Here is a 24,269-nt window from a genome sequence, read left to right as displayed (position 1 = left end):
CTAAAGATGAAAAGGAAAATATATGAAAAAAATTATAGACTTATTTTCAGGTTGTGGAGGTTTAACTTATGGTTTTTGAAAACAAGGTTTTAATATAGTTGAAACAGTAGAACATTGAAAACCTGCTCTAGATACATATAATCTAAATTTTAATAAACAAGAACATACAAAAGATATTACAGATATTGATGTGCTTTCAAATATTGAAAAAAAATTTAAAAATAAAATAGATGTTGTTATAGGTGGTTTTCCTTGCCAAGGTTTTTCAATGGCAGGTAAAAGAAATCCAAGTGATAAACGTAATCAATTATATAAATACACAATTGATGTTATTAGACGAGTAGAGCCCAAACTATTTGTATTAGAAAATGTTAAAGGTATTCTATCTTTTAGGGAAAATGATGGAATTTTAGTTATTAATAAAATAATTGATGAGTTAAAGCAAATAGGTTATTATTCAAAATATATTTTAGTGGATGCATCAAATTTTGGTGTTGCACAAAAACGGGAAAGAGTTATTTTTGTTGGTTCTAAACTTGAAAATAGTAAAAAAATAGACATTGTCGTTGAAAAAATAAATAAAACTAAACAACCATTAAAAACAGTTTTTGACGCAATAAATGATCTTGAAAATATAGCCGAAAATGAAAAAATAAACCACATATTTACTAAACATAGTGAACAAATGATTGAAAAAATAAAAAATACTCCACAAGGTAGAAGTGTTATGAAGGCATATTCAGATGCTTTTCGTAGACAATTTTATGATAAACCTTCAACAACAGTTAAAGAAAACCACGGAGGTGTTCATATTCATCCAAAATTAAATAGAGTGATGACTCCAAGAGAATTAGCACGCTTACAATCTTTTCCTGATGATTTTATATTTTTATCATCAAAATCTAATATTCTAAAACAAATAGGTAATGCTGTTCCACCTAAATTATCTGAAGAAATTGCTAAAATAATTTTAGAGGTATTTTTTAATGATTAATTGAAAAGATTTAAAAGAAATAAAACTTTTTTTGAATAAAGAATTAAATAATATTTTTAAAATATACGGCTATGAAATTGAAATTAAAGCAGAAGATTTAAATTTGCTGAAATCAAGAAATAGCTGTCTTCGTTCATCAACCGCTATTGGCTATATATTAGAAGAATTTATTTATCAAAAATTTAAAAATATATTTAAAAACGAAAAAGATGTAAATATTTTCCGGAGTTCTTATTCTACACAAAAAAGCAGCTATGACTTTTTGATAACTAAAAAGGATTATGATTTACTTATTAATGTTAAATCAGATAAAGGTATAGGCGGAGGAAAAAACAAGGCAATTGCTGCAATTAATCAACTCTATAAAGATTACTCGAATCAAATGAATTTTGAAAAAGATTTTTATTATATTGTATTGAAAATTTCATATCAACTTGATCAAGTTAAAAACGATTTTAATGACAAGCAAATTGTATATTTTGAAAAAATTAAAATTTGCGGTTTTAATGTATTTTCTCTTGAAGAAATTTCTTTTGCGAACGGACATAAACAAGATAACCGAAATTGATCGCGTGAATTTAATCCTTCATCTGGTAGATTATTAATAAGTGATACTTTTTATAAAAGAAATAAAATTGCTGAAAACGAGAAAATTTCCAATAATCAAACAATGTTATACATTGAAGAAATGATTAGCCAAAAATAATATATTAAAATGCCAAGTTGAGTTTGTTGACTTGGCATTAATATAACTGCATTTTTCTATGTTTCCCAGTTTAAGTATAAAAATCAATCTTTGTTTTTTATACTTAAACTGGGAAACGCACAAAAAAACTTTTTTAAAAATTTAAAAACCATAACTTGCGTTATGGTTTTGCTAAATATATTTATATTTAATTTATCATTTATTGAATATAAACACAAGTGCTAACACTGCAATTAATATAGTTAAAATGCTAAATGATATTTTATAATATCTCGTTTTGCTTCGTTTAATAACTAAATTTGAATTTATATTTAACAAGATATTTTTTTGCTGATTGTTATACTTGTTAACACGTCCTTCACCTATAAAAACTAATAACATAATTAGGGCTGATAGTATTGTTGGTATAACAACAGTACCAACTCCACTTATAGAGGTTAATAATGAAGATCTTTGTGAAATACTTAATGTTCCACTTGGGTCAGGTTTAATAATAAATTCAAATATTATTTTTCTTATTATATCGCTAGTTCCTGTACCACCTGGCGTGGGTGAAATTGAATTTATGTTTCGTATTAACACGTCAGCAGTCATAATATTGAAATAAGCTCCTCCAGGAACAATTTTTATAACATCAATAGACATCGCGAATAAAGCGATAGGAACATAGAGTCACGGTAGTAGTTTTCAAACTAAAATTTCAATAAAGTTATATCATTTTTTGATAATAGTTTTTAAGCCTTGTCTTACTTTATAAAATTCATATTGTAATTTTGTGTGTAAATTTTGCGGGTTTGTTAGAGCGATAAAAGGTAATCATTCAAGAAATTTTAGCAAGTGCTTTAGAACAAAATTTTGGATTTTTGAACTTAAGGATAAAATTAAAAAAGCTAATGCTAAAACACTGTCTATAAAAATTCCTAAAATCAGTGAAATTAACAATATTAAATTAGTTCCACCAGTTGAATTATTAAAAAAATTGCCATAAAACTTGATACCTATAGGTATAAATATTAATACTAAAATTATGTTTGATATTTGCCAAATAAATGTGTTTACAACTATTGCTGAAAGCAATTTATCACGCGGAACATTTCTGCGTCTTAAATACCAAAATGTAGCAATATCACCTCCGATTGATTTAGGGGTTATATTTTGCGATACAGTTGAAATTAATGAGCCAATAATTAAATCTCTAAAACGTACTTTAACTCCTTGCCAATTTAATAATCGTTTAAAGATAATTGCGTTAATAATTGAAGTTAATAAAAAAGTTGCGATTATGGCTAAAAAGGAGGCTCTTGAAAAAATATTTGTTTTTATATGGGTTCACATTGAAGTTATTACATCAAATAAATTATAAGATAAAGATCCTTGTGTTTTGAAATTATAAACAGTTTGGAATAAGAACACAAATATACCAATAAACAATATAGAAAAAATTAAATATTTGACAATGTTTTTAATTTTAGCCGACTTCGATATTTCATTGTCTTTTAAATCTAATAGATTGTTTAATAATTCTTTTTCTCTAACAACCACATCTAATCTTGAATCTTCGATATTCTTTTTTTCACGAGTATTTATCACTAATAAAAGATTTTGTCTTAATAAGTTATATTTAAAAACAATTGTACTATTATCGTTTAAAAATATTTTAAAGATTGAGGGGGAAAGATTGTTATTTTTTGGGTAATTTTTTGTGTTTATTACTTTAACTTTTCCATAAGCTTCATTGTTTTTTACTCGCTCCATAAAAATATTAAAAGATTTTGGGCTCATATCAATTGTTTTTTTTATTGAATTTATATACCCGTATGATTGATAAATGTTTATTAAAACGTCATATAAACTTTGTTTTCTTTTTTTATAAAAAGCAGCAATTTTCATTAATTCGATGCTAAAAACACTTGCATCACTATTTGTTAATGGGTGTTCAAAGAAAAAATTATTTTCGTGATTGTGAGCAAATAGTAATGTTTTGTTATTCTTTTTTAAATATTCAAACAATTCGTTTTCACAATGATATTCAATAAAATCAATTTTGTTTTTGGTTGCAATTAAATCAATTAGTGGAGTTGTTTCAATAGAACGGGCTACCACATATTTTGCCAGTTTACTTCGGTCAAAATCGGGTGAATCATTGAGTAAAAAATGTAAGTAAATGGCTGCTAGTTCTTCAGATCTAAAATATTTATAAACATTTTTATGTTTTGCTGCCATTATCAAGGAATTATTAGCTTTATTTAAAACGAAATTCAGGTCATTTTTACTTAAAAAAAAACGTGTATTGATTGATGAAAGATCGGCTAGTTTCAGGTTATTATCATATGGTTTAGAAGAATTTAAAATATTGTAATTTATACCGATATTTTGATAAAGGTTTTTATTATATTGTTCATATGCTGAATTAGTTACATGAACCCCAAATTTTAAGTTAGAAAAATCATCGTCATAAGCACTAATGTTTTTGATATCGTTTAGTAAAGTTTGTCAAAGAGATATTTTTTTAACAACTGGATTTTTAAGAGGTAAATTTAAATTATCAAAATTTAGCGAATTTTGTAATTTCTTTAAATATTCAAGATCATTTTCGCTAAATTGATTATCTTTTCAATTAAATTCAATTTTCATTAAGCGAGTTTTAGAGTTAAGTTCACCTATATCAATGTAGAATACTGAATTTGTTTTTTTAACGATATAGTGTTTGTATGAACTGGGAATTAATTCGTTTTGGTTAATTGTTATCACATTAAAATTGTTTGCGGTTAAAGCTTTAGCAAAAATATTTAAATAAATATAAGATCTTACTGATTTATCGTGTAGAAGCAAAATATTTTTGTTTGATATTTGTTTAGATTTAATTAATAAGGATATAGATTGGGCAAGAGAATAAACAGTGAAATCGTTAAATACGTTTGTTCCAAGACCTACAGGCGCAATTATTTTATTTGAGCAAAATAAGATAGGCTGTTTAAATGCATTTTTAAGTTTATTGTTTGAAACAAAAATTGTTTTTTTCAAAAGTTTATTGAAAAAAACATCAGGCGAATGATATTTTTTTCATTTTTGTATTAACGATTGCATTCACACTCCATTTTAAAATTATATATTATATTAATTTATTATATATAATTTAAACTATGATTAAAATTTTACTGGCAGGTACACCAGAATTTGCTGTTCCTATTTTTGAAGAAATTATTAAACATTTTGATGTAGTTGGCATTGTTTCGCAGCCAGATAGAGCCTCGCAAAGAGGACGTAAAAGTATTTTTACTCCAACAAAAAATTTAGCACTAAAACACAATATTAAATTATTTCAACCGGAAAAAATTGTCCAAATATATGATGAGTTAATTGCTCTTCAATATGATTATTTAGTAACAGTTGCGTTTGGTCAATTTATACCAACAAAAATTTTAAATATTGCGAAAAAAATGAATGTCAATGTTCATGGCTCATTACTACCTAAATATAGAGGAGCTGCTCCTGTTCAATATTCTGTTTTAAATGGTGATAAAAAAACCGGCATAAGTATTATGGAAATGGTTAAAGAAATGGATGCGGGTGATGTTTTTGTTCAAGCGGAAGTTGAAATCAGCGATGATGACACATCATTAAGTGTGTTTAATAAATTACAATCAATCACTGTCAAAAACATTGTAAATTGAATAACTTTATTGGATAAAGGTGTATTAAAACGCCAAAAACAAGATGAATCACAAGTTAGCTTAAGTCCTAAACTTGAAAAAAGCGATGGTGAGATTATTAGTTCAATGAATGTTGATTATGCTTTAAGAGTTATTAAAGCGTTTAATCCAAACCCGATTGCTTTTAGTTATATTAATCAAAAACGAGTTAAAATATTTTTCGCTTCTAAAAAATGAGTAAAAAATGCGCCAACATTAGAATTAAAAGACGGTGTGTTATATTTAATTGATTATCAATTTGATTCCAAAAAACGTGTAATTTTACAATAAAACTCGCTTATTTGCGAGTGGTGAAATTCATATGGTGCCGACAACAGGACTTGAACCTGCGACCCCATCCTTACCATGGATGTGCTCTACCTGCTGAGCTATGACGGCGTAAAACAATTATATTATAATCGTTAAAAAAAATAAATTATTGAATAGTTTAACATTTTACTAAAATCGGATTTGAAATAATCTGTTTTTTTTATTTCAAACCCTAAAAATGCGAATTTTTGCTCAATAATTATTTATAATATATATGACATATTATTTTGTCAACAATCACATAGAAAGGAATAATATGAAAGGTACTTCTAAACTTTCAACCCCTGAAGCTAGCAAAGCTGGTTTTGGTCGAGGGTTGTTATTATGAATTTTCATTTCGATTGGTTATTTAGCCTTTGTTGCTAACTGAGGTTTTGCAGCCGGTTTGAACGGTAACGGTATTGGTGATGCCGGTATTTTAGGGTATTTTGGTATTGTTAAAGATGCTAATTTTACCTTAATTAACCAAGCTACTAACTGAGGTATTACCATTGGTCGTGGTATCGGTTCAATTTTGGTTGCGTTTTTATTAGCAAAATTGGCTCATAAATATTCAACTATTTTAGCGTTATCGCTTACATTACTAGGTATTCCTGCTCAATATTTACCCGCTAATGGAGTTGGATATGCTTTCTTTATTGTTTTAAGAACTTTTATGGCTATTGGTGGAACAATGTTAATTATTTTAACCCAACCAGTAGTAGCGAATTTCTTTAACAAAAAACAAAAATCATTTGTTTCACAATTTGGAGTTTGATTCTATCCATTAGGAACAATTATTGCAATAATTCCATTTGTTTTAGTTTCAAATACAGAGGCAATTAGAGAGAATTGACAAATCGTTTTAACAACTTTAGCAGCTCTAAATGTTTTACCTTTAATTATTATGGTTGCATTTGGAACTAGATTTGATGTTAAAAAAGATGTTCAAAACCCACAACCTAAAACAAATAACTGAGCAATTTTAGGTAAATACTTAAAAACAAAATCAACATATGTATGAATTTTACTTTATGGTGGTTTTTTAGTAGCAGTTGTTTTCCCAACAGCATTTTCAATTGATTTATTCCCAAAAATTGCAGGTATAACTGCTAATACTCAACTTTTTGGCTTAGAAACAAGCAAAATTATTAGAATTTGATTTATTATTTTTCTTGCTGCTGTTTTTGTAGGACCAATTACAATTGGACTATGATCAAAATACAATTTAAAACGTAGATGATTTGTTACTGCAGCTCTTTTAACAGGTATTGTATTTTATATTTTATCAATGGTAACATTTGTATACGGAATTGCAAAAAGTAATTTAGCGGCATTGGTTTTCTTCTTCATCTTTGCTTTTATTACTGGTTTATCTTTATGAGGTATTCAAGGTGTTATGTTAAATCTACCACACGAATATAAAGACAATAACCCAAAAACAATTGGTTGAATGTTCGCATTAATTTGAGGATTTGGATACATTTTCTTTACAATTGGTGTTATTATTATCTCGATTGTAAATATTATTGGAGAAAATTTACATTTAGGCGATTATAAAATAGCAACTATTAAATTTGTTGTTTTAGTTCTTTTGTCTCTAATTTCAATTGTAGGATCAATGATGATTAAAGAACCTTCGCCTGATGCTAAAACTTTCCCAAGTTTTAAATTTAAAAAGTAATAAATTAAAAACATATAAAAACTAAGGTAATCCTTAGTTTTTTATGTCCATTTTAAATGAATTTTTGCACACTTCAATTTTATTTATATCTGGCCTCGTATTTCATAATTGCTTAGCAAAAAGTTTAACTTTATTAGAGGCTCCAAACGGAAATTTTATTTTATATAATAAATTCATTTGTTCCATTTTATGAATAAATTTTTCACGTGCTAATATTGAAGCACATGCTACTTCTAAAGAAATATTTTCTGCTTTACTAGCCAAAATAACTGGTTTGGCTATTTTGTTAAAACTAATGAAAAAGTTATCAGCATAAAATTTAGTAAAATATTTTTCAATGCTTCTTGTAGTTGAATATTTGTCTATAAATACTGCGTCATAATTAATATTTTGTTTTAGCAATGAGTTTAAAGCATTTAAATGCACAAACATTTTCAATTCATTGGCATTATTATATGAACTTAAATTGTTGTAACCTTTAGGACTTAAAACATATATGCTTCATTGAGTTAGTTGTTTAATTTGAGAAGCAAAAAATTTTATTTTAGAATTTCTAATTTTTTTTGAGTCTTTTATTCCAAGTTTTATTAATTTTTCTCTATTAGCAACTGGTATAGAAACAACAGCACCAACCAAAGGCCCAAAATAATCCCCAACACCGACCTCATCAATACCAATTATTACTTTATTTTCTAAATTAAGATTGTTATTATATTCAATTATTTGCATTATTGTTCGGCTTCAGGGTCAAAATATTTACTTTTTCTAATTTTTTCACGCACTTTAAGACTTTTTTGTAATTCTTCTTCAGGGTTGTCCAAAAATTTATTAATGTAATGTCCAACTCCACCTTCAGTGTTTTTTTTGTTTAGACGCACTGTTGCGTGTTTTTTGACAGGTTCAGGTGCATTTTTCATTGCAACGGCTATTTTAGCAACTTTAAACATTGGAATATCATTATGTCCATCTCCAAAAGCGACAATATTTTCTAGTGGTATATTATAATAACGGCTCAATAACGAAATTGCACGACCTTTATTTACAGAGACATTAGTAATATCAAAAACTGGTGTTAAACCTTCGCCTTTTGACCAGTAAGAAAACTCACCTAAATCACCATATTTAGCACGAAGATAATCTCTTAAATCATCGGGATTAGTGGTTGGTTTAACATCAAAGATAATTCCTGTTGGCTTTAAGGGAATTTTTGTAAAATCTAAACCCACATGAAATTTTGGGTTTTCTCTAAAACCGAAAACTTGTTCCATTGCTAAATCTCGTTTTTGCAGTTGAACTCAGCCCGGTCCTTCAATTGCAATATTTGTTATTTCTTCTTTAACTTTTGGATCACCTAAAATATAAAGCATTTCATTTAGATTAAGATATTTGATTAAAGGGATAAAATTTTCATCACTAGGGTTGTGGATTTGCGCACCATTATAATTAGTTACTACTGTGTCTAGACCTAATGTTTTATAAATTGGGCGCGTAGATCTTCAAGGTCTACCAGTGATTAAAACAACGATATGACCTAATTCTCTTGCCTTTTTTATTGCTTCTAATGATTTTTCGTGAATGGAACCATCTGCACTTGATTTAAGCAAAGTGCCATCCAAATCAATAGCAAACATATATTTTTTATTTTTTATCATATATTCTCCTTGTTTTGTAGTATGATAATAAATTTATTATATATTAAATTAAAAAAAAGCAATTTTGCTTGCTTATCTGTATAACTTTTAAAACCAGTATGTATAGACTTTTTTGTTAATTAACATAATCGATTCAAACCAAAGTGTGATCACTGATTTTTGAACGAATAACATCATAATCTTTAGGTCACGCAGTTTTTTCGTATTGAACTCATAATTTTTGATAATATGATTTATCATAAAAACCATTATTAAAAACATTGATTAAATCTAATTTAAATCAAGAATTACGGTATTTTTCGTCAGCATAAATACTTTTTTCATCTTCATCTAAAATGTTTAAATTGTTTTTTTCTTTAAATAAAATTTTGTCGTAAGCGTTAGCATAACTAGGTGTTATACCTAAACTTGTTTCGTAATATTCATATTGTTGGCTGGGTTTTTTTTTGGTTTTATCTGCTTTGATATTTTTATAATAGCTGTCATAAAACTCGTTATTTTCAAAAATTGAATGATTTTTAGTTTTAATGTTTGTATCACCTCCAAAAATTATGCTAGCATCAGAATCTCATTTTTGGAAAAATTTAAAGGCGTTTTCAATATTATTCGCTTCAAAAATTTCTTGTGAACCTTGTTCTCTATATTCACTATCTATTTCTTGTGGGTGTTCATCATTTTTTTGTTTTCTAGTACCAGGTGAATCTAAATGAGCAAAAAAAGTTATTATTTTTTTGTGATTGTTTAAATCTTCGAAAAGAGCTCCAAAAGGTGGTCTTTTATAACTATAATTATTTTTGGTAATGTTGAAACTTCCACTTCTTATTAATTTATATTTTTGGGTGTTATACAATATTGCAACTACTTCTTTAGTAGCATTGCTCGATTTTGGATTTGAATCGTTTTGAGGTTGTATAACATCATTAAATTGTTCTTCACTTAATTCATTAAGAGATTTGGTAATTCGCTCAACTTTATTTCCATCGGCATAATTTATTTCAGTTAAACCAACTATGTCTAATTTAGTTTTATAAATTGCTTGTGCGATTGCATTAACTTTAATATTTCCCTTTTCACTACCTTTGCCTCCAAAATTTAAAATGTTTCAGTGGCCAATTCGATTTACGTTATTAGGTTTATAAATTTGTATTTTGGTATCAGCACTTAATTTTACATCATTATCTAAAATCGGTTTTTTTGGTTGCTCAGTTTTTGAAATTTTGTCACTTTTGTGAGTGTTTTTATTGAAAAACTTGTCTTTTAAAACATATTTATAAATAAAATACGAACCTACTCCAATAACTGTTGTAGCAATCATTAAACCTGAAATTACTTTTGATTTTTTGTGTTTAGCCATTTGTTTCCTCCATAATTTAATTATTATAAATATTTTTTAAGTTTTAAACTTGCAATTGATTGATATTTAGCAATAAACAAATTGAAGTGAAAAAAATTAATTTTATAATACAATATATATATTAAATATTAAATACAATACAAGGAGAAAATATGTCAAACAAAAATATTACTGTTGATCATAAAAAATGTGAAATCAGTAAAAAAATTGTTTTATCGGGTGTTGAATGAAGTGATTTACAAGAAAAAGCAACACAAGAATTAATGAAAAATCTTAAATTAGACGGTTTTAGAAAAGGGAAAGTTCCGGCAAATATTGCAAAAAAACACATTTCAAAACCTGCGATTTATGAACAATCAATTAATAAATATTTAAACGCTAATCTAAAATCAATTTTTGAAGAATTACAAAAAGAAAATGACAAAATTATTAATGTAACACCACTAACTGATATCAAAAAAATTAGTGATGAAGAAGTTGAAATTTCTATTGTTTATCCATTAGACGTTGATTTTTCTAGACTTTCATTTGAAAATATTAATGTTAAATTTGATTTGCCTAAAACAACAAAGGAAAACATTGACACATATATTCAAGAAAAATTAAATGCAAACGCTTTACAAGTTCCTTTGAAAGGTAAAGAAAAAACAAAATTGGGCGATACTGTTACCCTAAACTACAAAGGCTTTGTAAATGAAGAAGCTTTTGATGGCGGGGAAGCTAAGAATTTTGATTTAAAATTAGGTTCAAAAACGTTTATAGATACTTTTGAAGAACAATTGATGGGTAAACCTGTGGGCTATAAAGGTGAAGTGGTTGTGACTTTTCCAAAAGAATATCCTGTAGATAAATTAGCTGGTCAAAAAGCAACATTTGATGTTGAAATAGTTGAGGCTAAAAGACCTGAAGAAATCAAATTAACTGACGAAAATGTTTCTTTACTTAGAGCAGGAGCTGCAAGAACAGTTGTTGAAGCAAAAGACTCATTAAAATGAATTTTGCTAAACAATAATGTTGAATTAAGTTTAAGCGATTTTTTAGATAAATATGTGGCAGCAGTTCTAGAAAAAAATGAAATTTCTTTAAATGATCGTTTAGTAGCACACCAAGCTGATGCAAAATTAAAAGAAGTTATAGCTCAATTAAAACAACAAGAAATTAAATTTGATGAATATTTAAAAGTTCTAGGCAAAACAGAAGCTGAATTTAAAAAACTTGTTTTTGATGAAGAAAAACAAAACATTAAATTTGCTTTAATAGCTCAACATTTAATTAAAGAAGTTGCCACTGAAAATAATGAGCCAACTGAGCAAGAATTAAATGCATTTATTAATGCCACCGTTGCTTCTACAGGTTTGCCAGCTGCCTTTATTAAATTATACTTTTTAAATGATGAGAACAACAAAAAATCAATTAATTCTCGTTTAATTGATAGGAGAAACCTAACAGCACTTTTATTAAAAGCTGATGCTGAAAAAGGTAAAAAATTAGTTAAAATTGAGCAAGAATTAAACGACAATCTAGCTAAAATTGCTGAAGAATGAACAAAAAGAGCTGAAGAATTAAAACAAGCTAAAGAGAAAGAAAAAGAACAAGAATTAAGTGAACAAAGCGAAGATCCAAAATCTGAATAATTTAAACCAGGAATTCCTGGTTTATTTTTTACTTAAATTAGCACTTTTTAATTGTAAGTGTTTGTTAATGTATTAATCTAAAATCATAACAACTAATTTGCTAAAATATTAATGTAAAAGGAGCCATATGTTAAATATTGTTTTATATCAACCTGAAATATGTCCGAATACAGGTAATATTATTCGTACATGCTATGCTTTAGGAGCCAAATTACATATTATAAAACCGTTAGGTTTTGAATTATTGCCCAATAAATTATCTCGACCAGCGGCGGGCAGATTATTAAGTGATATTCAGCACGAAGTTCACGGTAGTTATGAAGGTTTTTACAAAAAATATCACGACAAAAAAATTTGATATATTTCAAGGTATGGACTAAAAACTTATGTTGAACCAAATTTTTCGCAAATTGCTAAACAGGATGGCGAGATATGAATTATGTTCGGTCGTGAATCTTCTGGTATTGATAAAAAAATTCTTCAAAATAATATTGATTATTGTTTGCGTATTCCTATGATTTCAGAAATGCGAAGTTTAAATTTGGCTAACTGTGTTTCAATCGTTGGTTATGAAATTATGCGACAATTGAATTTTGGTGGTTTAAGTGTTTTTGAAACGCAAAAAGGCAAAAATTACTTGGAGAATATTGATGGATAATTTTATTTCTAGCACACAAAACAAATTGATTAAACAAGTAAAAAAAATATTAAAAGGTGACAAAACATATTTTGTAATTGAAGGTAAAAATATCATCGTTGAAGCAATAAATAATAATGTTGAAATTAAATACATATTTGAATTAAATAATAGTAATATTTTTAAAAATTCAATAAAAATTACTGAGAATGTATTGAAAGCAATAACGAGTACCAAATCCCCCGAAGGTTATGTTGCACTTTGCGAAAAAAATTTAAATAATACTATTGGAACTAATATTGTTTTTTGTGATAATGTTCAAGACCCAGGTAATATAGGAACAATTATTCGTAGCGCAGTAGCCTTTGGCTATGACACCATATTTACAAATGTTAATGTATATAATCCAAAAATTATTCGTTCATCACAAGGCGCACTATTCAAAATAAATATTATTGAATATGATGATCCAATAATTCAAATTAAAAACTTGGCTCTAGACAATAAAATATACATAACCACACTGGATAAAGACTCAAAAATATACAATAAAGTCCTATATCCCGGATTAAATAAGGTTATTGTTTTTGGTAATGAAGGGCATGGGGTTAATAAAAAAATATATTCTTTTGCCAGTGAAAAAATTCATATTCCAATTAAATTTGAAAGTCTTAACGTAGCAGTTGCTGCAGGTATTATTTTGAATAATACATATAATGGAGATAAGAATGAATAAAGAAGATGTTTTAAAAAAATTTCAAAATGTTAGTCGCGAATTTAATGGTTTTAGTGTTTTAGAAGTTACAGCAATTGTTGATGATTTGATATTTTTGCTGAATGAAAGCGAAACAAAAATCAATCTTTTAACTAACAATTTAACTAATGAAATAACCAAAAACCAAAATCTTGAAGCTCAACTTAATGCTTTGATGTTTAGTAAAAAAATTGAGGAGGATTAGTGTTAAAAATTTCTCAAGAACATAAAAACTTAATTAATTGATATCCCGGTCATATGGCTAAAGGAATGCGAGAGATAAAAACAAATGCGAACATTGCTGATATATTTTTAATTGTATTAGACGCCCGTTGTCCTATTAGTAGTTACAATGAAGATTTTGACACAATCTCACCGCATAAACCCAGATTATTTATTATCACTAAAAGTGATTTAATGGATAAAAACAAAAAGTCAATTATTGAACAACGATTTAAAGGTTCAAACTTATTGTGACTAGATTTAAGAAAACAAAAAAGTCGTTCAATAATACTGAGTAATATTCAAAAAATCACTAAACCAAAAGTACTACGTGATAAAGAAAAAGGTTTATTAAACTCAAAAATTAAAGCGTTTGTTTTAGGAATACCTAATGCTGGTAAAAGCACATTAATCAATTTATTAAGTCAAAAAAAATCATTAAAAGTTGCTAATTTTCCTGGAGTCACAAAAACTAAACAATGAGTAAATATTGATAATTTTTATTTTATGGATACACCCGGAATTTTAATTCCAAAATTAGAAGACCAACAAGCAGCAGCCAAATTAGCGATGATAGGTTCAATAGAAACAAAAATATTTCCGATTATGTTTTTAGCTAATTCATTTTTAAGTATTATTCATCAATATTATCCTTTTAAATTTAAAGATGAATTAGGTGTTGATATTAGTATTTATTCACAGCTAAATGATATAGATAAATATAATATTTTTTCACTTTTAGCAATGCGAAAGGGTTTTAAATTCAATAATAAATTGGATTTAAATCGCACATATAAATTTTTCCTGAATTGAGTGCGAAACCTAAAAAATGTTACTTATGATTAGGAGATAAAATGAAAAAAAAGTACACATTAGAACAAAAAATAGACACATGAGAAAAGGTTATTGATAAAAATGCCGAACATTTTAAATCACGAACCATGCTTTCAATTCAATCTTCGACATTGCTAGTTTTAATTATTGGTTTTTTAATTGGCATTATTTCATATGCTCTTATAAGAGCTAAAGATGTTCAACCTTCAGCAAATCGAGTTTGAGGTTTAGTTTTATTAATTGTTATTTTTATTGTTTCTTTATGATGATTCATTGTTAATGTTTTATTTATTAGTATTTTAAGTAAAGTTATTAAAGGCACAAATGTTAGCGAATTGAGACCATTAATAAAAATTTGACTACGTCTTTCATTTAAAGGTTACCCGAATAGATATTTATTGCCAATAAACGATAATGAATTTAAAGAACAAGTTGAAAAAATATCTAAAACCAATTTAGATAAAAATGAAGATATAAAAGAATAATAAATAATACAAAAAGCGCAAATGCGCTTTTTTGTTATTCGTTATATAAACCAATTTTATCCCGAGTTTCCAAGTTAGGGGTCATTTTTTAGCGTTTTTCGCCATCTTTATACTAAAGTATAAAAAAATTTTTTTAAATTACAAAATTACATTGTAAATATGATATAATTTAACTATGGAAAAATGGGTTATAACACAATCAAAAAGAAAAGATAAAACATATGTCTCGGTCGCAATACCGGCTGGATTTGGAAAAGGTTATAAAAAATCAATTGGAATTGGTAATTTAGAAACATTAAAAACTTTAAATCTAGACCCTATAAACGCCCTTAAGGTTGCGTGTGCTGATTGAAATACTGAATGAAATAAAGAAAAGATATTATCAAAAGTAAAGGAGGTTTTAGTTCAATCTAAAAAAGAAATCCGAAAACAAAATTTTGGTATAAAAGCATTATATGAATTATGTGATAAAATCAACCCTTTCAAATTGTGTGAAAAAAGCAAATCAAAAAATCTTTTAGATATTGCTAAATATATAATCACTTCACGGATCATCAACCAAGATAGTTTGATCAAAATGTATCAACAAAAACATCTTTATGATTTCAATAATGACTTCAAAAAATCTACTTTTTATAATAGTTTAGATTATGTAACCAATAATAAAAATGAAATTTTAAAACAATTAAATAACTCATTAACTTCAAATGCTAGCCGTGATATTGAAGTGTTGTGATATGACTCAACAACAGTATATTTTGAAAGTTTTGCGAGAAAAGGATTGAGATATCCTGGTTATTCAAAAGACGGAAAATTTAAAGAAGATCAAATAGTAATTGGAATGATTACTGATTGTAATGGAATTCCATTTCATTTCAAAATATTCAAAGGAAATACTGCTGATATGAACACTTTTATACCTTTTATATTGGAAATACGGGATATTTATAATATAAAAAATGTAACAATTGTCGCGGATAGAGGAATGAGCACAAACCGCAACATACGCTTTTTAGAATCTTTAAACATAGATTACATACTCTCTTATCGTTTGAAATCTAGTACAAAACAAAGAAAAGAATACACAATTAACCAAAACGATTATATTCGTGTAAACAAAGATTTTAAATATAAAGAAATAGAATTCATGTCGCTGTGAAAAAACAAACGATTCAACGGTCATAAAAGAAGACAAATAATGACCCATAGTAAAAAACGAGCAGCAAAAGATTTTAATGATCGTATGCAACTAATTGAAATTTTCAATAAAAAACAAAAAAATGGTAGAGTAATTGAAACAGATTTAATAGCTGCCAAAAAGCATAAATTTTTTAAAAAAATTGGAGCAACTTCTTATTATCAATTAGATTTAGAAAAAATTAGTGAAGATGAACAATTTGATGGTTATTATGTGTATGAAACTTCAAGAACAGATCTTAAGCCATTAGATATTGTTGATTTATATCAAAAACAATGACAAATTGAAAATAATTTTAGAAATTTAAAAAATTGTTTAAAAATTAGACCTATGTATGTTTGGAGTGAAAATCATATTGAAGGTTATATTACTTTATGCTTTATTTCATTGGTTTTATTACAGTATGGTTTAAATATTTTGAATAAATATGTTAAAAAACAAACAAAAATAGACAAAAATTATTCAATTTCCAATTATGTAGACGCTATCAAAAATGCCGAAAAAATTCAAATTTTAATTGATAACAAAATTATTAACGAATACAACATTGAAAATACTGATAATGAAAAGGAAACAATGTTATATGAATTAATTGAACAATCAATCAAAAATTACAATGTAATTAAATTATAAAAAATTCCGAAAGTACCTTAAAATGAGGTATTTACGGAATTTTTTAATTTGCAACTTGGAAACTCGGGAGTTAGTGATGACCCTAAATTTACTGAAAGAGCAGAATTATTCATTAACACTAAAGAATACGCAAATATGTATACTGAGCTTTCTGGTCCTATTGACCAATTGCAAAGATTCAAAAAACAAATTGAGGAAAAAGCAGCCGGTAATGATGAGGCAAGTGATATAGATTGAGACTTTATTGAAGCATTGGAATACGCAACGCCACCAACCGGTGGTTGCGGAATTGGTATAGATCGTTTAGTAATGTTGCTTACTGAAACCAGTTCAATTCGTGATGTATTGTTATTTCCGACATTAAGAAGAATTAAAAAATAATTCCTAACTCATAGGAATTATTTTATTTTATTGGTTAAATTAAAAATTTATTTCAATTGTGCAGTCTTGAATTTTTTGAATAAGGGCTAAAATTTTATGTTTTTCAGCTTTTAAAGCGCGATGGTTTAAGTAATAAGAAGACAATTGATTAATTGATAAGTTGCTAAAAAATATATTTAATTTACCTAGATCTAAACGTCTTGATAAAATTTGTGAAATAACCTCAAATAAAAATCATGAATTAGTAGATTCGTTGCCCATTTCATCTAAAATTAAAACATCACTACGTTCTAATATTGATATAATTTGTGAATTTTGACTCATATTGTCTTCAAAACCAGAGATTAACTTTTTAAATAAATCTTGGGTTTTAATATAAATAACTTTAATATTCGCAATTGCTAATTCATTTGCAAAAGCTTGTGCTAATTTTGAATTATGTAATATATCATTGCTAAATGCATAAACACCTTTAAGTTTTATATTATCTTGAGTTCCTAAAGTTTTTTGAATTAAATTAAATCTGTTTTCTAATTCACTTTGTTTTTCAGAAACAATTGTTGTTTTGTTTAACCTTAAATTTACGTTATTGTTTGAAATATCACTTAATCAAAGATTGTTTTGAATACTCATTAGTTCAGCAATTTCTTTATTAGCGGGAATTTTTTTAAAACGCAAAACATTTTTTTCATCGCGAAATATCTCGTAACCAAAAAAACAATGTTCGGGGTTTTCTAGATATTCTTTTAAATCTATAAACTTAACAATATTATTCACAAATTCATCATTTGTAACCTGATATTGATGTAAAATAACTTGTAATTTTAGTGAACTTCTCGCTAAATTATCTACTTGTTGATTAAACTCATCTTTGTTAAGCGAATATTTATTTATATCAAGGTTTTTGGCCATAATATTAATTATTATAAACCCTTTCTTTTGAACTTAACGATTCTAAATATGAAGCTTTAAATAAATCTTTTTTTGTCACTAACATATTCTTTTTTTCTCTTATTAACGTATCAATATAAATTTCTAATGGTTCAAAATAAATTATTTTTTGTTTGATTAAATCTTTAATTATTTTATTAACATAATTAAAATTGATATAACCGTTTATTTCGTTGGCGTAATAGAAAATTAAATTAATACATTTATCATCAAAACCATTCTCTTTGGCGTTTTTAACTAAATCTATCAGATTTTTAGTTGGGATTTGACCTTGAATTTGGTTAAAAAATGAAAGTGTATCAGTTTTTAAAATCGCTTCATATACGTTTGAATAATTGAAATTATTTAAATCCAATTTAATTTGTTCATTTAATATTTCAAGATTTGATTTTGAAGTTTTTGTTTCAATTTTTTCTTCATTTAAACTTAAATCTAAATCTCCAATTTCAAACATTTCGTCAAAACGAGTTGAAGCATCTTTAAGATATTTAATTCGAGAAATACGATTATTTTCTTTCCCTAGAATTCGCGTGTAATTTTCAAAACCTATAATTTTCATTAATTTATTTGCCAAAAAAATATTTTGTTTTAAACCTTTACTATCAAGTGGTTTTTCAATTACAAACAATGTTTTATGATTAAAATCATCAATATAAGTTGAAATTAAAGATACTGATTCTAATAAAAATCTTGCTGTGTTTAATTGACTTAAACTCATACGTAACATATAAGTAATATTGTGGTAATCATGAAAAACTTCATTAATATTTTTTTCTATTGCTAAATCTCTTAAATATTCATATAAAACTACAGCATCAGCTCCTAAAATTGGAGCATAAAATTTGCGAAGATTTTTTAAATCTTCGCCACCGATAATAGATGGACTTTCAGCAACAAAATATGGATGAATATCTTTTTTCATGAAATACCTTTCTAAAAAAATGTGCCAAATTTTTGGCATTAATATAATCATTTTAGATTATTGCTTGAACTAAATTTATATTTTTTTTATTTTGTTCAGTGCTTAAAAAGTTTTCTCCATAGATATCCACAATTGTTATTTTGCTAAAAAGCGAAATTTTGGCTATTTTCGGGCTGTTTTTAGCATCTAATGCTTTAATTGTTAATTTATTCACATTACGTTTAAACAAATTTTTTTGTCGTTTTTTTTCGCTTGTAGATAAGCATAAAACTGCTGAAAACAAAGGCAAAAAATTAATATTTTTATTAAACAACACCGGAAGCTCAACAAATGCATAATTCCCGTTTTTTAACTCATCAAAAATAACGGGAAATATAATTTTTTCCAATTTGTCTATATTAGTGTTATTTTCGTTTAATCATAAACGAATTCTTTTTTTTGATACTTGTTCATTTTCAATCAAAAAAATACCTATTTTTGATTTTATTTGTTCAAAAATAATTCCTTTTTTTTGGTATTCATTTTCAATAAATTTATCAGCAAAAAAAACTTTGTTTAAATCTAAGCCACTATTCTTTAGAAAAGTTGTTTTACCTACCCCGATTTTACCTATAACCGCAATCATTTAAATTACCTTTTTAAATTCGTTCAGTGCAATTGAAGCAGATTTAATGTAAGCTTTAGCTAAACCACCTGAACCTAATTTAATACCTCCAAAATATCTTATTACAAAAATTACCAAATTATGAGTATTAGTTTTAATTAATAAGTCTCGTATTGGTTTGCCAGCTGTTCCTTTTGGCTCACCGTCATCTTCAAAGCCAGCATTTATCACACCGTCATTTAAAAATGAATAACCGTAACAAATATGAGTTGCTTTTTTATGTGTTTTTCATAACTCAATATTTAGTGATTTAACTTCTTGTTTTGATTGAATTTTTAAGCAAATACTATAAAATTTTGATTTTTTAATTTCGTATTCAAAAATCTTCATGTAAATATTATATGTTATTGAAATTGAGTATTCAATGATAAAAAAAATAAAAAAATGGGGCGAATGACGGGATTCGAACCCGCGAATGACGGGACCACAACCCGCTGTGTTAACCACTTCACCACATTCGCCATTTAAGCACTAGTATTATAATTGTTTAGATTTAAAATCAAAATAAAAATCATTTTTTTAAAATTGACATATTTTTCGTTATAATTCAATATTAATATTTGAATTAAAATTAATAACAATATTTGGTATAATACAATCATTAAAATGTTAATATGAGAAAGGAAATGTAATGAGCTCTCTAAAAATATTTAAATTTTTTGTGTCTGAAGACAAAAGTAAAGATTCGGAAAAATTTAACCTTGAAGTTGCCCAAACCGGAGAAAAAACTGGTTTTTCAAACCTAGATGATTTAGTTTTAACAGTTGAAAAATTATCAATCGGAAACGAAGAAGAGGCTAGAATTTGAGTTGTAAAAAACAGAAAATTCATCGGAAGTTTATCGTTGAATGAATTCAAAAATGTTTTAACAAAATTAAAAAATGAAGATATTGAAACAGGAAAATCACTTTCATATATTGTTGAAAATAATTTATTGAACAAAGACCATGAATTAGTGTTTGTTGATCCGCGATGAAAAAATACTTTATGAATGTTTGTAGTTGCGATAATTTTATTCATAATTATTCTTGCTTTAACCACAAAAATTTACTTTGATTTACCACACAATTAATGATTAAATAATTCATTAATGTTTATATTTAATCATTTATACATTAATACACTCAAAGTGTGTTTTAAACAGTTATTTGCATTTTTTTGTAAAATAATAGAAAGGACAAAATGACAAGCCAAAAACCAAAATTAAATAGATTTTATTTATCTGAAAAATACGACATTGTAGATGGTGTAAGAATAATTTCTTTTAATCTTAAAAGAGCAAAAATCGCAAGACTACAAAATTTCAAAACCTTTAAAGAAGGTGTTGATGAATTTAACAGAGTGGCGTTTGAACTAGAAGGAAATTCAAGAGTATGATTCCACCAAAACGGTGCTTTTAGAGGGTCGGCAACTCCACAGAGAACAGCTCAAATTTTAGAAGTAATTGATCAATCGCAAGTAAAAGATGAAGATGTAATTGAATTTATTAATAAAGAAAAATTAGTAGATGTAGCACCCAAAAAAAATAAAAAAGAAGTATCAATTGATCAAGAACCAACTCAAATTATTGATTTAAATGACACTGAAGAAATTGTTTTTGAAGATACAAAAGAAATAGAAATGTGTCAAAACGAACAAAATTGTGGTTGTGAATATGATGATCAGTGTCAATGTGAAGAAGTTTGCGATTGCAATGATAGTTGCGAATGCAGTCCAACATGTGAATGTGAAAATTCGGTATTAACCAAAACTAGTGAATTAGATGAAATTGCTAGTGGTTTTGAATTGTATGTAGAAAACCCAGAAGAAAAATTAGTTAAAGAAGTACAATTATTTGATGTTAAAAACAGATTCAAATATGATTTGGTTGTCACTTCAATTAATTGAAACAACGAAAACGAAAATGTTTTAGCTAAATACGTATTACGCGATAAAGAAAACGATAAACAATCAAGAGAGTTTTCGCAAGTTTTAACAGGGTTCAAAAAGCCTGTACCTGTAGTTGAACAAGAACAAACACAACAATTACAAACTACTGAAGAACAATTATCAACTCTACCACAACGCAAAGTTTACAGACATTTAGTAGAAAGAACTGAATGGTCTAAACTAATTTATTGAATTTTGGGGATAATTATCCTAATATCGGTTATTATAATTATTCTTTTAAGTCTTCATATAGTTGGACTATTTTCAATTCCTTGATTCTTATAATTAATATTAAAAATTGCAGTACAACTGCAATTTTCAATAATTAAATTTTTTTTAAAAAGAATATGCATAACAGAACAATAAAAAGAAATTAATATGTATTATAATTAAAATTATAAATTGAACCATTGGAGGTTTTTATGAAAACAATGTTAGATGTAGTGTCAGAAATCGCATTCAATGAGTGCAAAGACGGAAATTTTGTCGAGTATAATTTTTTATTCGATAAGGTAGAAGCTGAATTGAGAACAAAATGGGAAGAATTAGCCTTGCAAAAAGGAGAAGATTATAATGTTATTCGGGTAAATAAGCTGGGTGAATTATATCGCTTATTAACTGTAGATTCTAACTTTATTAGAAATTCAAAAGGACAATGGTCAATAAGACCAGGTTTTGCAATTTAATATGTCAAAACTAGTAAATTCAAAAGAAATAGTGTTGAAAGCCTATCAAAATCAATACGCAATCCCACATATAAATATAAACAATGCCGAATGAACAAAAAGAGCACTTTTGGCAGCTCAAGAAATGCAATCACCACTGATTCTAGGTGTAAGTGAATCTGCTATCAAATATATTGGAGGATATCATAGTGTTGTTGGAATGGTAAAGGGTATGTTAATAGATTTAAACATAAGTGTACCTATTGTTTTACATTTAGATCACGGTTCTAAACAGGCTTGTTTAGAAGCAATTGATGCTGGTTTTAGTTCCGTTATGTTTGATGGTTCGGCTCAAGAATTTGTTAAAAATATGCTTGACACTCAACAAATTGTTGAATACGCAAAAAAATTTAATGTTAGTGTGGAAGCAGAAGTTGGCACAATTGGTGGCGAAGAAGATGGAGTTATCAGTACTGGTGAATTAACAAATCTTGAACAAGCTAAACAATTCACACAATTAGACATTGATATGTTTGCTGCTGGAATAGGTAATATTCACGGCAAATATCCTTCAAATTGAAAAGGGTTAGATTTTGCTTTATTACAAGATTTAAAAAACCAATGTAATATACCGTTAGTTTTGCACGGAGGCTCTGGAATACCTTTTGAACAAATTAAACAAGCTATTTCTTTAGGCGTGGCAAAAATTAACGTTAATACAGAACTTCAAATTGTTTTTCACCAAGCACTTCGTGAATTTATTAAACAAGATAAAGATTTAATTGGTAAAAACTTTGATGTTCGTAAATTATTACTAGATGGTTTTAATGCCATTCAACATAAAATAAAAGAAATTATTATAAATTTTGGTTCACACAATAAAGCTTAAATTCTCTTGATAAAAGAGAATTTTATTATGCTAAATATTACTGAATAAAATTAAAACATAACTCAAAACTGTAATAAAACAAATACTATCAATTCTATCTAAAAGACCTCCATGGCCTCTTAAAATTTTCGAATAATCTTTAAGGCCATTTAAACGTTTAATATAAGAAAAATACAAATCACCAAGAACCGCAAATAAAGGGGCTAATAACGAAAAAATTATTTTTAAATAATTATTATCAAATAAATCAAGCGAATACACAAGAATAAAAGCCGAAATTATGCCTGCAAATACACCACCGATAAAACCTTCTCAAGATTTGTTTGGTGAAATAATTGGTGAAAATGGTTGTGTGATAAATTTACGACCCAATGAAATACCAAAAATGAAAGAAAATACATCTACTAAAACCGCAATTAAAGTGATACTAAACCAATACACTCATGTATTAGATAAAACAACATATAAATGAAATATTTTAAAGAAAATCGTTAAAAAGTACAAGGTAGCAAAGGCAATTAATAAGCGTGCAATTCGTTGACTGAAATGTGAATAATTGCGAGTAAATAATTCTATAACCAATAACATAATTGCAAGAATTAAACACACAATAATAACAAAAGGATCAAGAGCAATAATTCGTGTATATTCAACAAGAAGTTTAAGATCAAATTCATCACTAGATGTTTTAAAATTTAACCATTTTAAAGTTATTTCTTCAACTGGAATAAACACAAGAGTTAAACTAATTAAAACAAGTGTCAATATTCAATATCATTTTAATCTCTGCGATTTAAAAAATTCATAGGTTAAAATTGAAGCAACAATTCCTACAAAAATAAATGAAAAAATTCTTGCTATGTAATGCTGTGAGGAAAAAATTGATAAAGGAATTAAACTTCCTAAAAAAAATACCGCTGTTAAAATGCCGGGAATAACTCTTTCATTTATTGTTTTTTTGTTCATAAACACCTAATTATAATTAAATTATACTATTGTTTTTTATCTACAAAATTAATAAAAACACTGTGCAAATTATAAACTTTTTGCTTTTTAAAATTAAGATTTAATATAATTTTG

24 protein-coding genes, 2 tRNA genes and 1 pseudogene are annotated in these 24,269 nt (G+C 26.7%); 16 read left to right on the top strand and 11 right to left on the bottom strand.

The window, feature by feature from the left end; genetic code table 4:
- Positions 1 to 22: 22 nt before the first annotated feature.
- The gene (locus EG856_RS02695) at positions 23 to 994 is read left to right on the top strand and encodes a DNA cytosine methyltransferase (RefSeq protein ID WP_130429585.1); all 972 of its coding nucleotides are present in this window, start codon (positions 23 to 25) and stop codon (positions 992 to 994) included.
- Complete coding sequence (locus EG856_RS02690; protein WP_130429584.1) at positions 987 to 1,700, top strand: UpaP162 family type II restriction enzyme; 714 nt, start codon at positions 987 to 989, stop codon at positions 1,698 to 1,700. Before EG856_RS02695 ends, EG856_RS02690 begins: the two co-directional genes overlap by 8 nt.
- Positions 1,701 to 1,892: 192 nt before the next feature.
- On the opposite strand, the gene EG856_RS02685 is transcribed toward EG856_RS02690, so the two are convergent.
- Positions 1,893 to 4,787 carry a lysylphosphatidylglycerol synthase transmembrane domain-containing protein gene (locus EG856_RS02685; RefSeq protein ID WP_130429583.1) on the bottom strand — a complete coding sequence of 965 codons (2,895 nt, stop codon included), beginning with the start codon at positions 4,785 to 4,787 and terminating at the stop codon, positions 1,893 to 1,895.
- A gap of 59 nt (positions 4,788 to 4,846) precedes the next feature.
- Between EG856_RS02685 and fmt the strand changes: the two genes are divergently transcribed.
- Positions 4,847 to 5,683: a methionyl-tRNA formyltransferase gene (fmt, locus tag EG856_RS02680; protein WP_130429773.1), complete on the top strand. Its 837-nt coding sequence runs from the start codon at positions 4,847 to 4,849 to the stop codon at positions 5,681 to 5,683.
- A 32-nt stretch (positions 5,684 to 5,715) separates the two neighbouring features.
- On the opposite strand, the gene EG856_RS02675 is transcribed toward fmt, so the two are convergent.
- Positions 5,716 to 5,791: transfer RNA gene (locus EG856_RS02675), tRNA-Thr, on the bottom strand.
- Between the two features lie 187 nt (positions 5,792 to 5,978).
- Here EG856_RS02675 and EG856_RS02670 point away from each other — a divergent pair.
- A complete protein-coding gene (locus EG856_RS02670; protein ID WP_130429582.1) occupies positions 5,979 to 7,385 on the top strand; it encodes a hexose phosphate transporter in 1,407 nt (468 codons plus the stop codon).
- A 33-nt stretch (positions 7,386 to 7,418) separates the two neighbouring features.
- Here the strand turns inward: EG856_RS02670 and EG856_RS02665 are convergent, their stop codons facing one another.
- The 3 genes from EG856_RS02665 to EG856_RS02655 form a co-directional block, all read right to left on the bottom strand.
- Entirely contained in the window at positions 7,419 to 8,114 is a 696-nt protein-coding gene (locus EG856_RS02665) for a ribonuclease HIII (protein ID WP_130429581.1), read from the bottom strand.
- Positions 8,114 to 9,037, bottom strand: a complete 924-nt coding sequence (locus EG856_RS02660) for a Cof-type HAD-IIB family hydrolase (RefSeq protein ID WP_130429580.1) — start codon at positions 9,035 to 9,037, stop codon at positions 8,114 to 8,116. The genes EG856_RS02665 and EG856_RS02660 overlap by 1 nt, the downstream gene beginning before the upstream one ends.
- A 115-nt stretch (positions 9,038 to 9,152) precedes the next feature.
- A complete protein-coding gene (locus EG856_RS02655) occupies positions 9,153 to 10,391 on the bottom strand; it encodes an MnuA family membrane nuclease (RefSeq protein WP_130429579.1) in 1,239 nt (412 codons plus the stop codon).
- Positions 10,392 to 10,543: 152 nt separating this feature from the next.
- Between EG856_RS02655 and tig the strand changes: the two genes are divergently transcribed.
- The 8 genes and pseudogenes from tig to EG856_RS02615 all read left to right on the top strand — a co-directional run.
- On the top strand, positions 10,544 to 12,025 hold the full coding sequence (tig, locus tag EG856_RS02650) for a trigger factor (RefSeq protein WP_130429578.1): 1,482 nt from the start codon (positions 10,544 to 10,546) through the stop codon (positions 12,023 to 12,025).
- A 127-nt stretch (positions 12,026 to 12,152) separates the two neighbouring features.
- Complete coding sequence (locus EG856_RS02645) at positions 12,153 to 12,683, top strand: tRNA (cytidine(34)-2'-O)-methyltransferase (protein WP_130429577.1); 531 nt, start codon at positions 12,153 to 12,155, stop codon at positions 12,681 to 12,683.
- Positions 12,676 to 13,398, top strand: a complete 723-nt coding sequence (locus tag EG856_RS02640; RefSeq protein ID WP_130429576.1) for a TrmH family RNA methyltransferase — start codon at positions 12,676 to 12,678, stop codon at positions 13,396 to 13,398. Before EG856_RS02645 ends, EG856_RS02640 begins: the two co-directional genes overlap by 8 nt.
- Entirely contained in the window at positions 13,391 to 13,621 is a 231-nt protein-coding gene (locus tag EG856_RS02635) for a hypothetical protein (protein WP_130429575.1), read from the top strand. Before EG856_RS02640 ends, EG856_RS02635 begins: the two co-directional genes overlap by 8 nt.
- A 2-nt stretch (positions 13,622 to 13,623) precedes the next feature.
- Complete coding sequence (gene ylqF / locus EG856_RS02630) at positions 13,624 to 14,484, top strand: ribosome biogenesis GTPase YlqF (protein ID WP_232954259.1); 861 nt, start codon at positions 13,624 to 13,626, stop codon at positions 14,482 to 14,484.
- An 8-nt stretch (positions 14,485 to 14,492) separates the two neighbouring features.
- Positions 14,493 to 14,957 (top strand): hypothetical protein, encoded by a 465-nt coding sequence (locus EG856_RS02625; RefSeq protein ID WP_130429574.1) that lies wholly within the window; start codon positions 14,493 to 14,495, stop codon positions 14,955 to 14,957.
- A 175-nt stretch (positions 14,958 to 15,132) separates the two neighbouring features.
- On the top strand, positions 15,133 to 16,788 hold the full coding sequence (locus EG856_RS02620) for an IS1634 family transposase (protein ID WP_130429573.1): 1,656 nt from the start codon (positions 15,133 to 15,135) through the stop codon (positions 16,786 to 16,788).
- A gap of 63 nt (positions 16,789 to 16,851) precedes the next feature.
- A pseudogene (locus EG856_RS02615) lies at positions 16,852 to 17,169 on the top strand (amino acid--tRNA ligase-related protein); the annotation flags it as partial.
- Positions 17,170 to 17,208: 39 nt separating this feature from the next.
- On the opposite strand, the gene EG856_RS02610 reads toward EG856_RS02615, so the two are convergent.
- From EG856_RS02610 to EG856_RS02590, 5 genes are all read right to left on the bottom strand, one after another.
- Complete coding sequence (locus tag EG856_RS02610; RefSeq protein WP_130429572.1) at positions 17,209 to 18,081, bottom strand: ATP-binding protein; 873 nt, start codon at positions 18,079 to 18,081, stop codon at positions 17,209 to 17,211.
- Positions 18,082 to 18,085: 4 nt separating this feature from the next.
- Positions 18,086 to 19,042, bottom strand: coding sequence for a DnaD domain protein (locus EG856_RS02605; protein ID WP_130429571.1), 957 nt, complete (start codon positions 19,040 to 19,042; stop codon positions 18,086 to 18,088).
- A 52-nt stretch (positions 19,043 to 19,094) separates the two neighbouring features.
- Positions 19,095 to 19,667 (bottom strand): nucleoside/nucleotide kinase family protein, encoded by a 573-nt coding sequence (locus tag EG856_RS02600; protein ID WP_130429570.1) that lies wholly within the window; start codon positions 19,665 to 19,667, stop codon positions 19,095 to 19,097.
- The gene (locus tag EG856_RS02595) at positions 19,668 to 20,030 is read right to left on the bottom strand and encodes a YigZ family protein (RefSeq protein ID WP_408634176.1); all 363 of its coding nucleotides are present in this window, start codon (positions 20,028 to 20,030) and stop codon (positions 19,668 to 19,670) included.
- A gap of 61 nt (positions 20,031 to 20,091) precedes the next feature.
- Positions 20,092 to 20,167 (bottom strand) — tRNA-His (locus EG856_RS02590).
- Positions 20,168 to 20,337: 170 nt separating this feature from the next.
- On the opposite strand from EG856_RS02590, the gene EG856_RS02585 reads away from it, so the two are divergent.
- The 4 genes from EG856_RS02585 to fba all read left to right on the top strand — a co-directional run bounded on the left by EG856_RS02585 (position 20,338) and on the right by fba (position 23,189).
- Entirely contained in the window at positions 20,338 to 20,778 is a 441-nt protein-coding gene (locus EG856_RS02585) for a hypothetical protein (RefSeq protein ID WP_130429568.1), read from the top strand.
- A 110-nt stretch (positions 20,779 to 20,888) separates the two neighbouring features.
- Entirely contained in the window at positions 20,889 to 21,920 is a 1,032-nt protein-coding gene (locus EG856_RS02580) for a hypothetical protein (RefSeq protein ID WP_130429567.1), read from the top strand.
- Between the two features lie 146 nt (positions 21,921 to 22,066).
- Positions 22,067 to 22,321: a DNA-directed RNA polymerase subunit delta gene (gene rpoE, locus EG856_RS02575; RefSeq protein WP_232954214.1), complete on the top strand. Its 255-nt coding sequence runs from the start codon at positions 22,067 to 22,069 to the stop codon at positions 22,319 to 22,321.
- Between the two features lies 1 nt (position 22,322).
- Positions 22,323 to 23,189: a class II fructose-1,6-bisphosphate aldolase gene (fba, locus tag EG856_RS02570; RefSeq protein ID WP_130429565.1), complete on the top strand. Its 867-nt coding sequence runs from the start codon at positions 22,323 to 22,325 to the stop codon at positions 23,187 to 23,189.
- 30 nt (positions 23,190 to 23,219) lie between these two features.
- Here the strand turns inward: fba and EG856_RS02565 are convergent, their stop codons facing one another.
- Entirely contained in the window at positions 23,220 to 24,155 is a 936-nt protein-coding gene (locus EG856_RS02565; protein WP_130429564.1) for a phosphatidate cytidylyltransferase, read from the bottom strand.
- Between the last annotated feature and the right edge of the window lie 114 nt (positions 24,156 to 24,269).

The sequence above is a fragment of the Mycoplasmopsis phocirhinis genome (assembly GCF_004216495.1).
Classification (GTDB): domain Bacteria; phylum Bacillota_I; class Bacilli_A; order Mycoplasmatales; family Metamycoplasmataceae; genus Mycoplasmopsis; species Mycoplasmopsis phocirhinis.
This window is presented reverse-complemented; position numbering and strand designations above follow the sequence as displayed.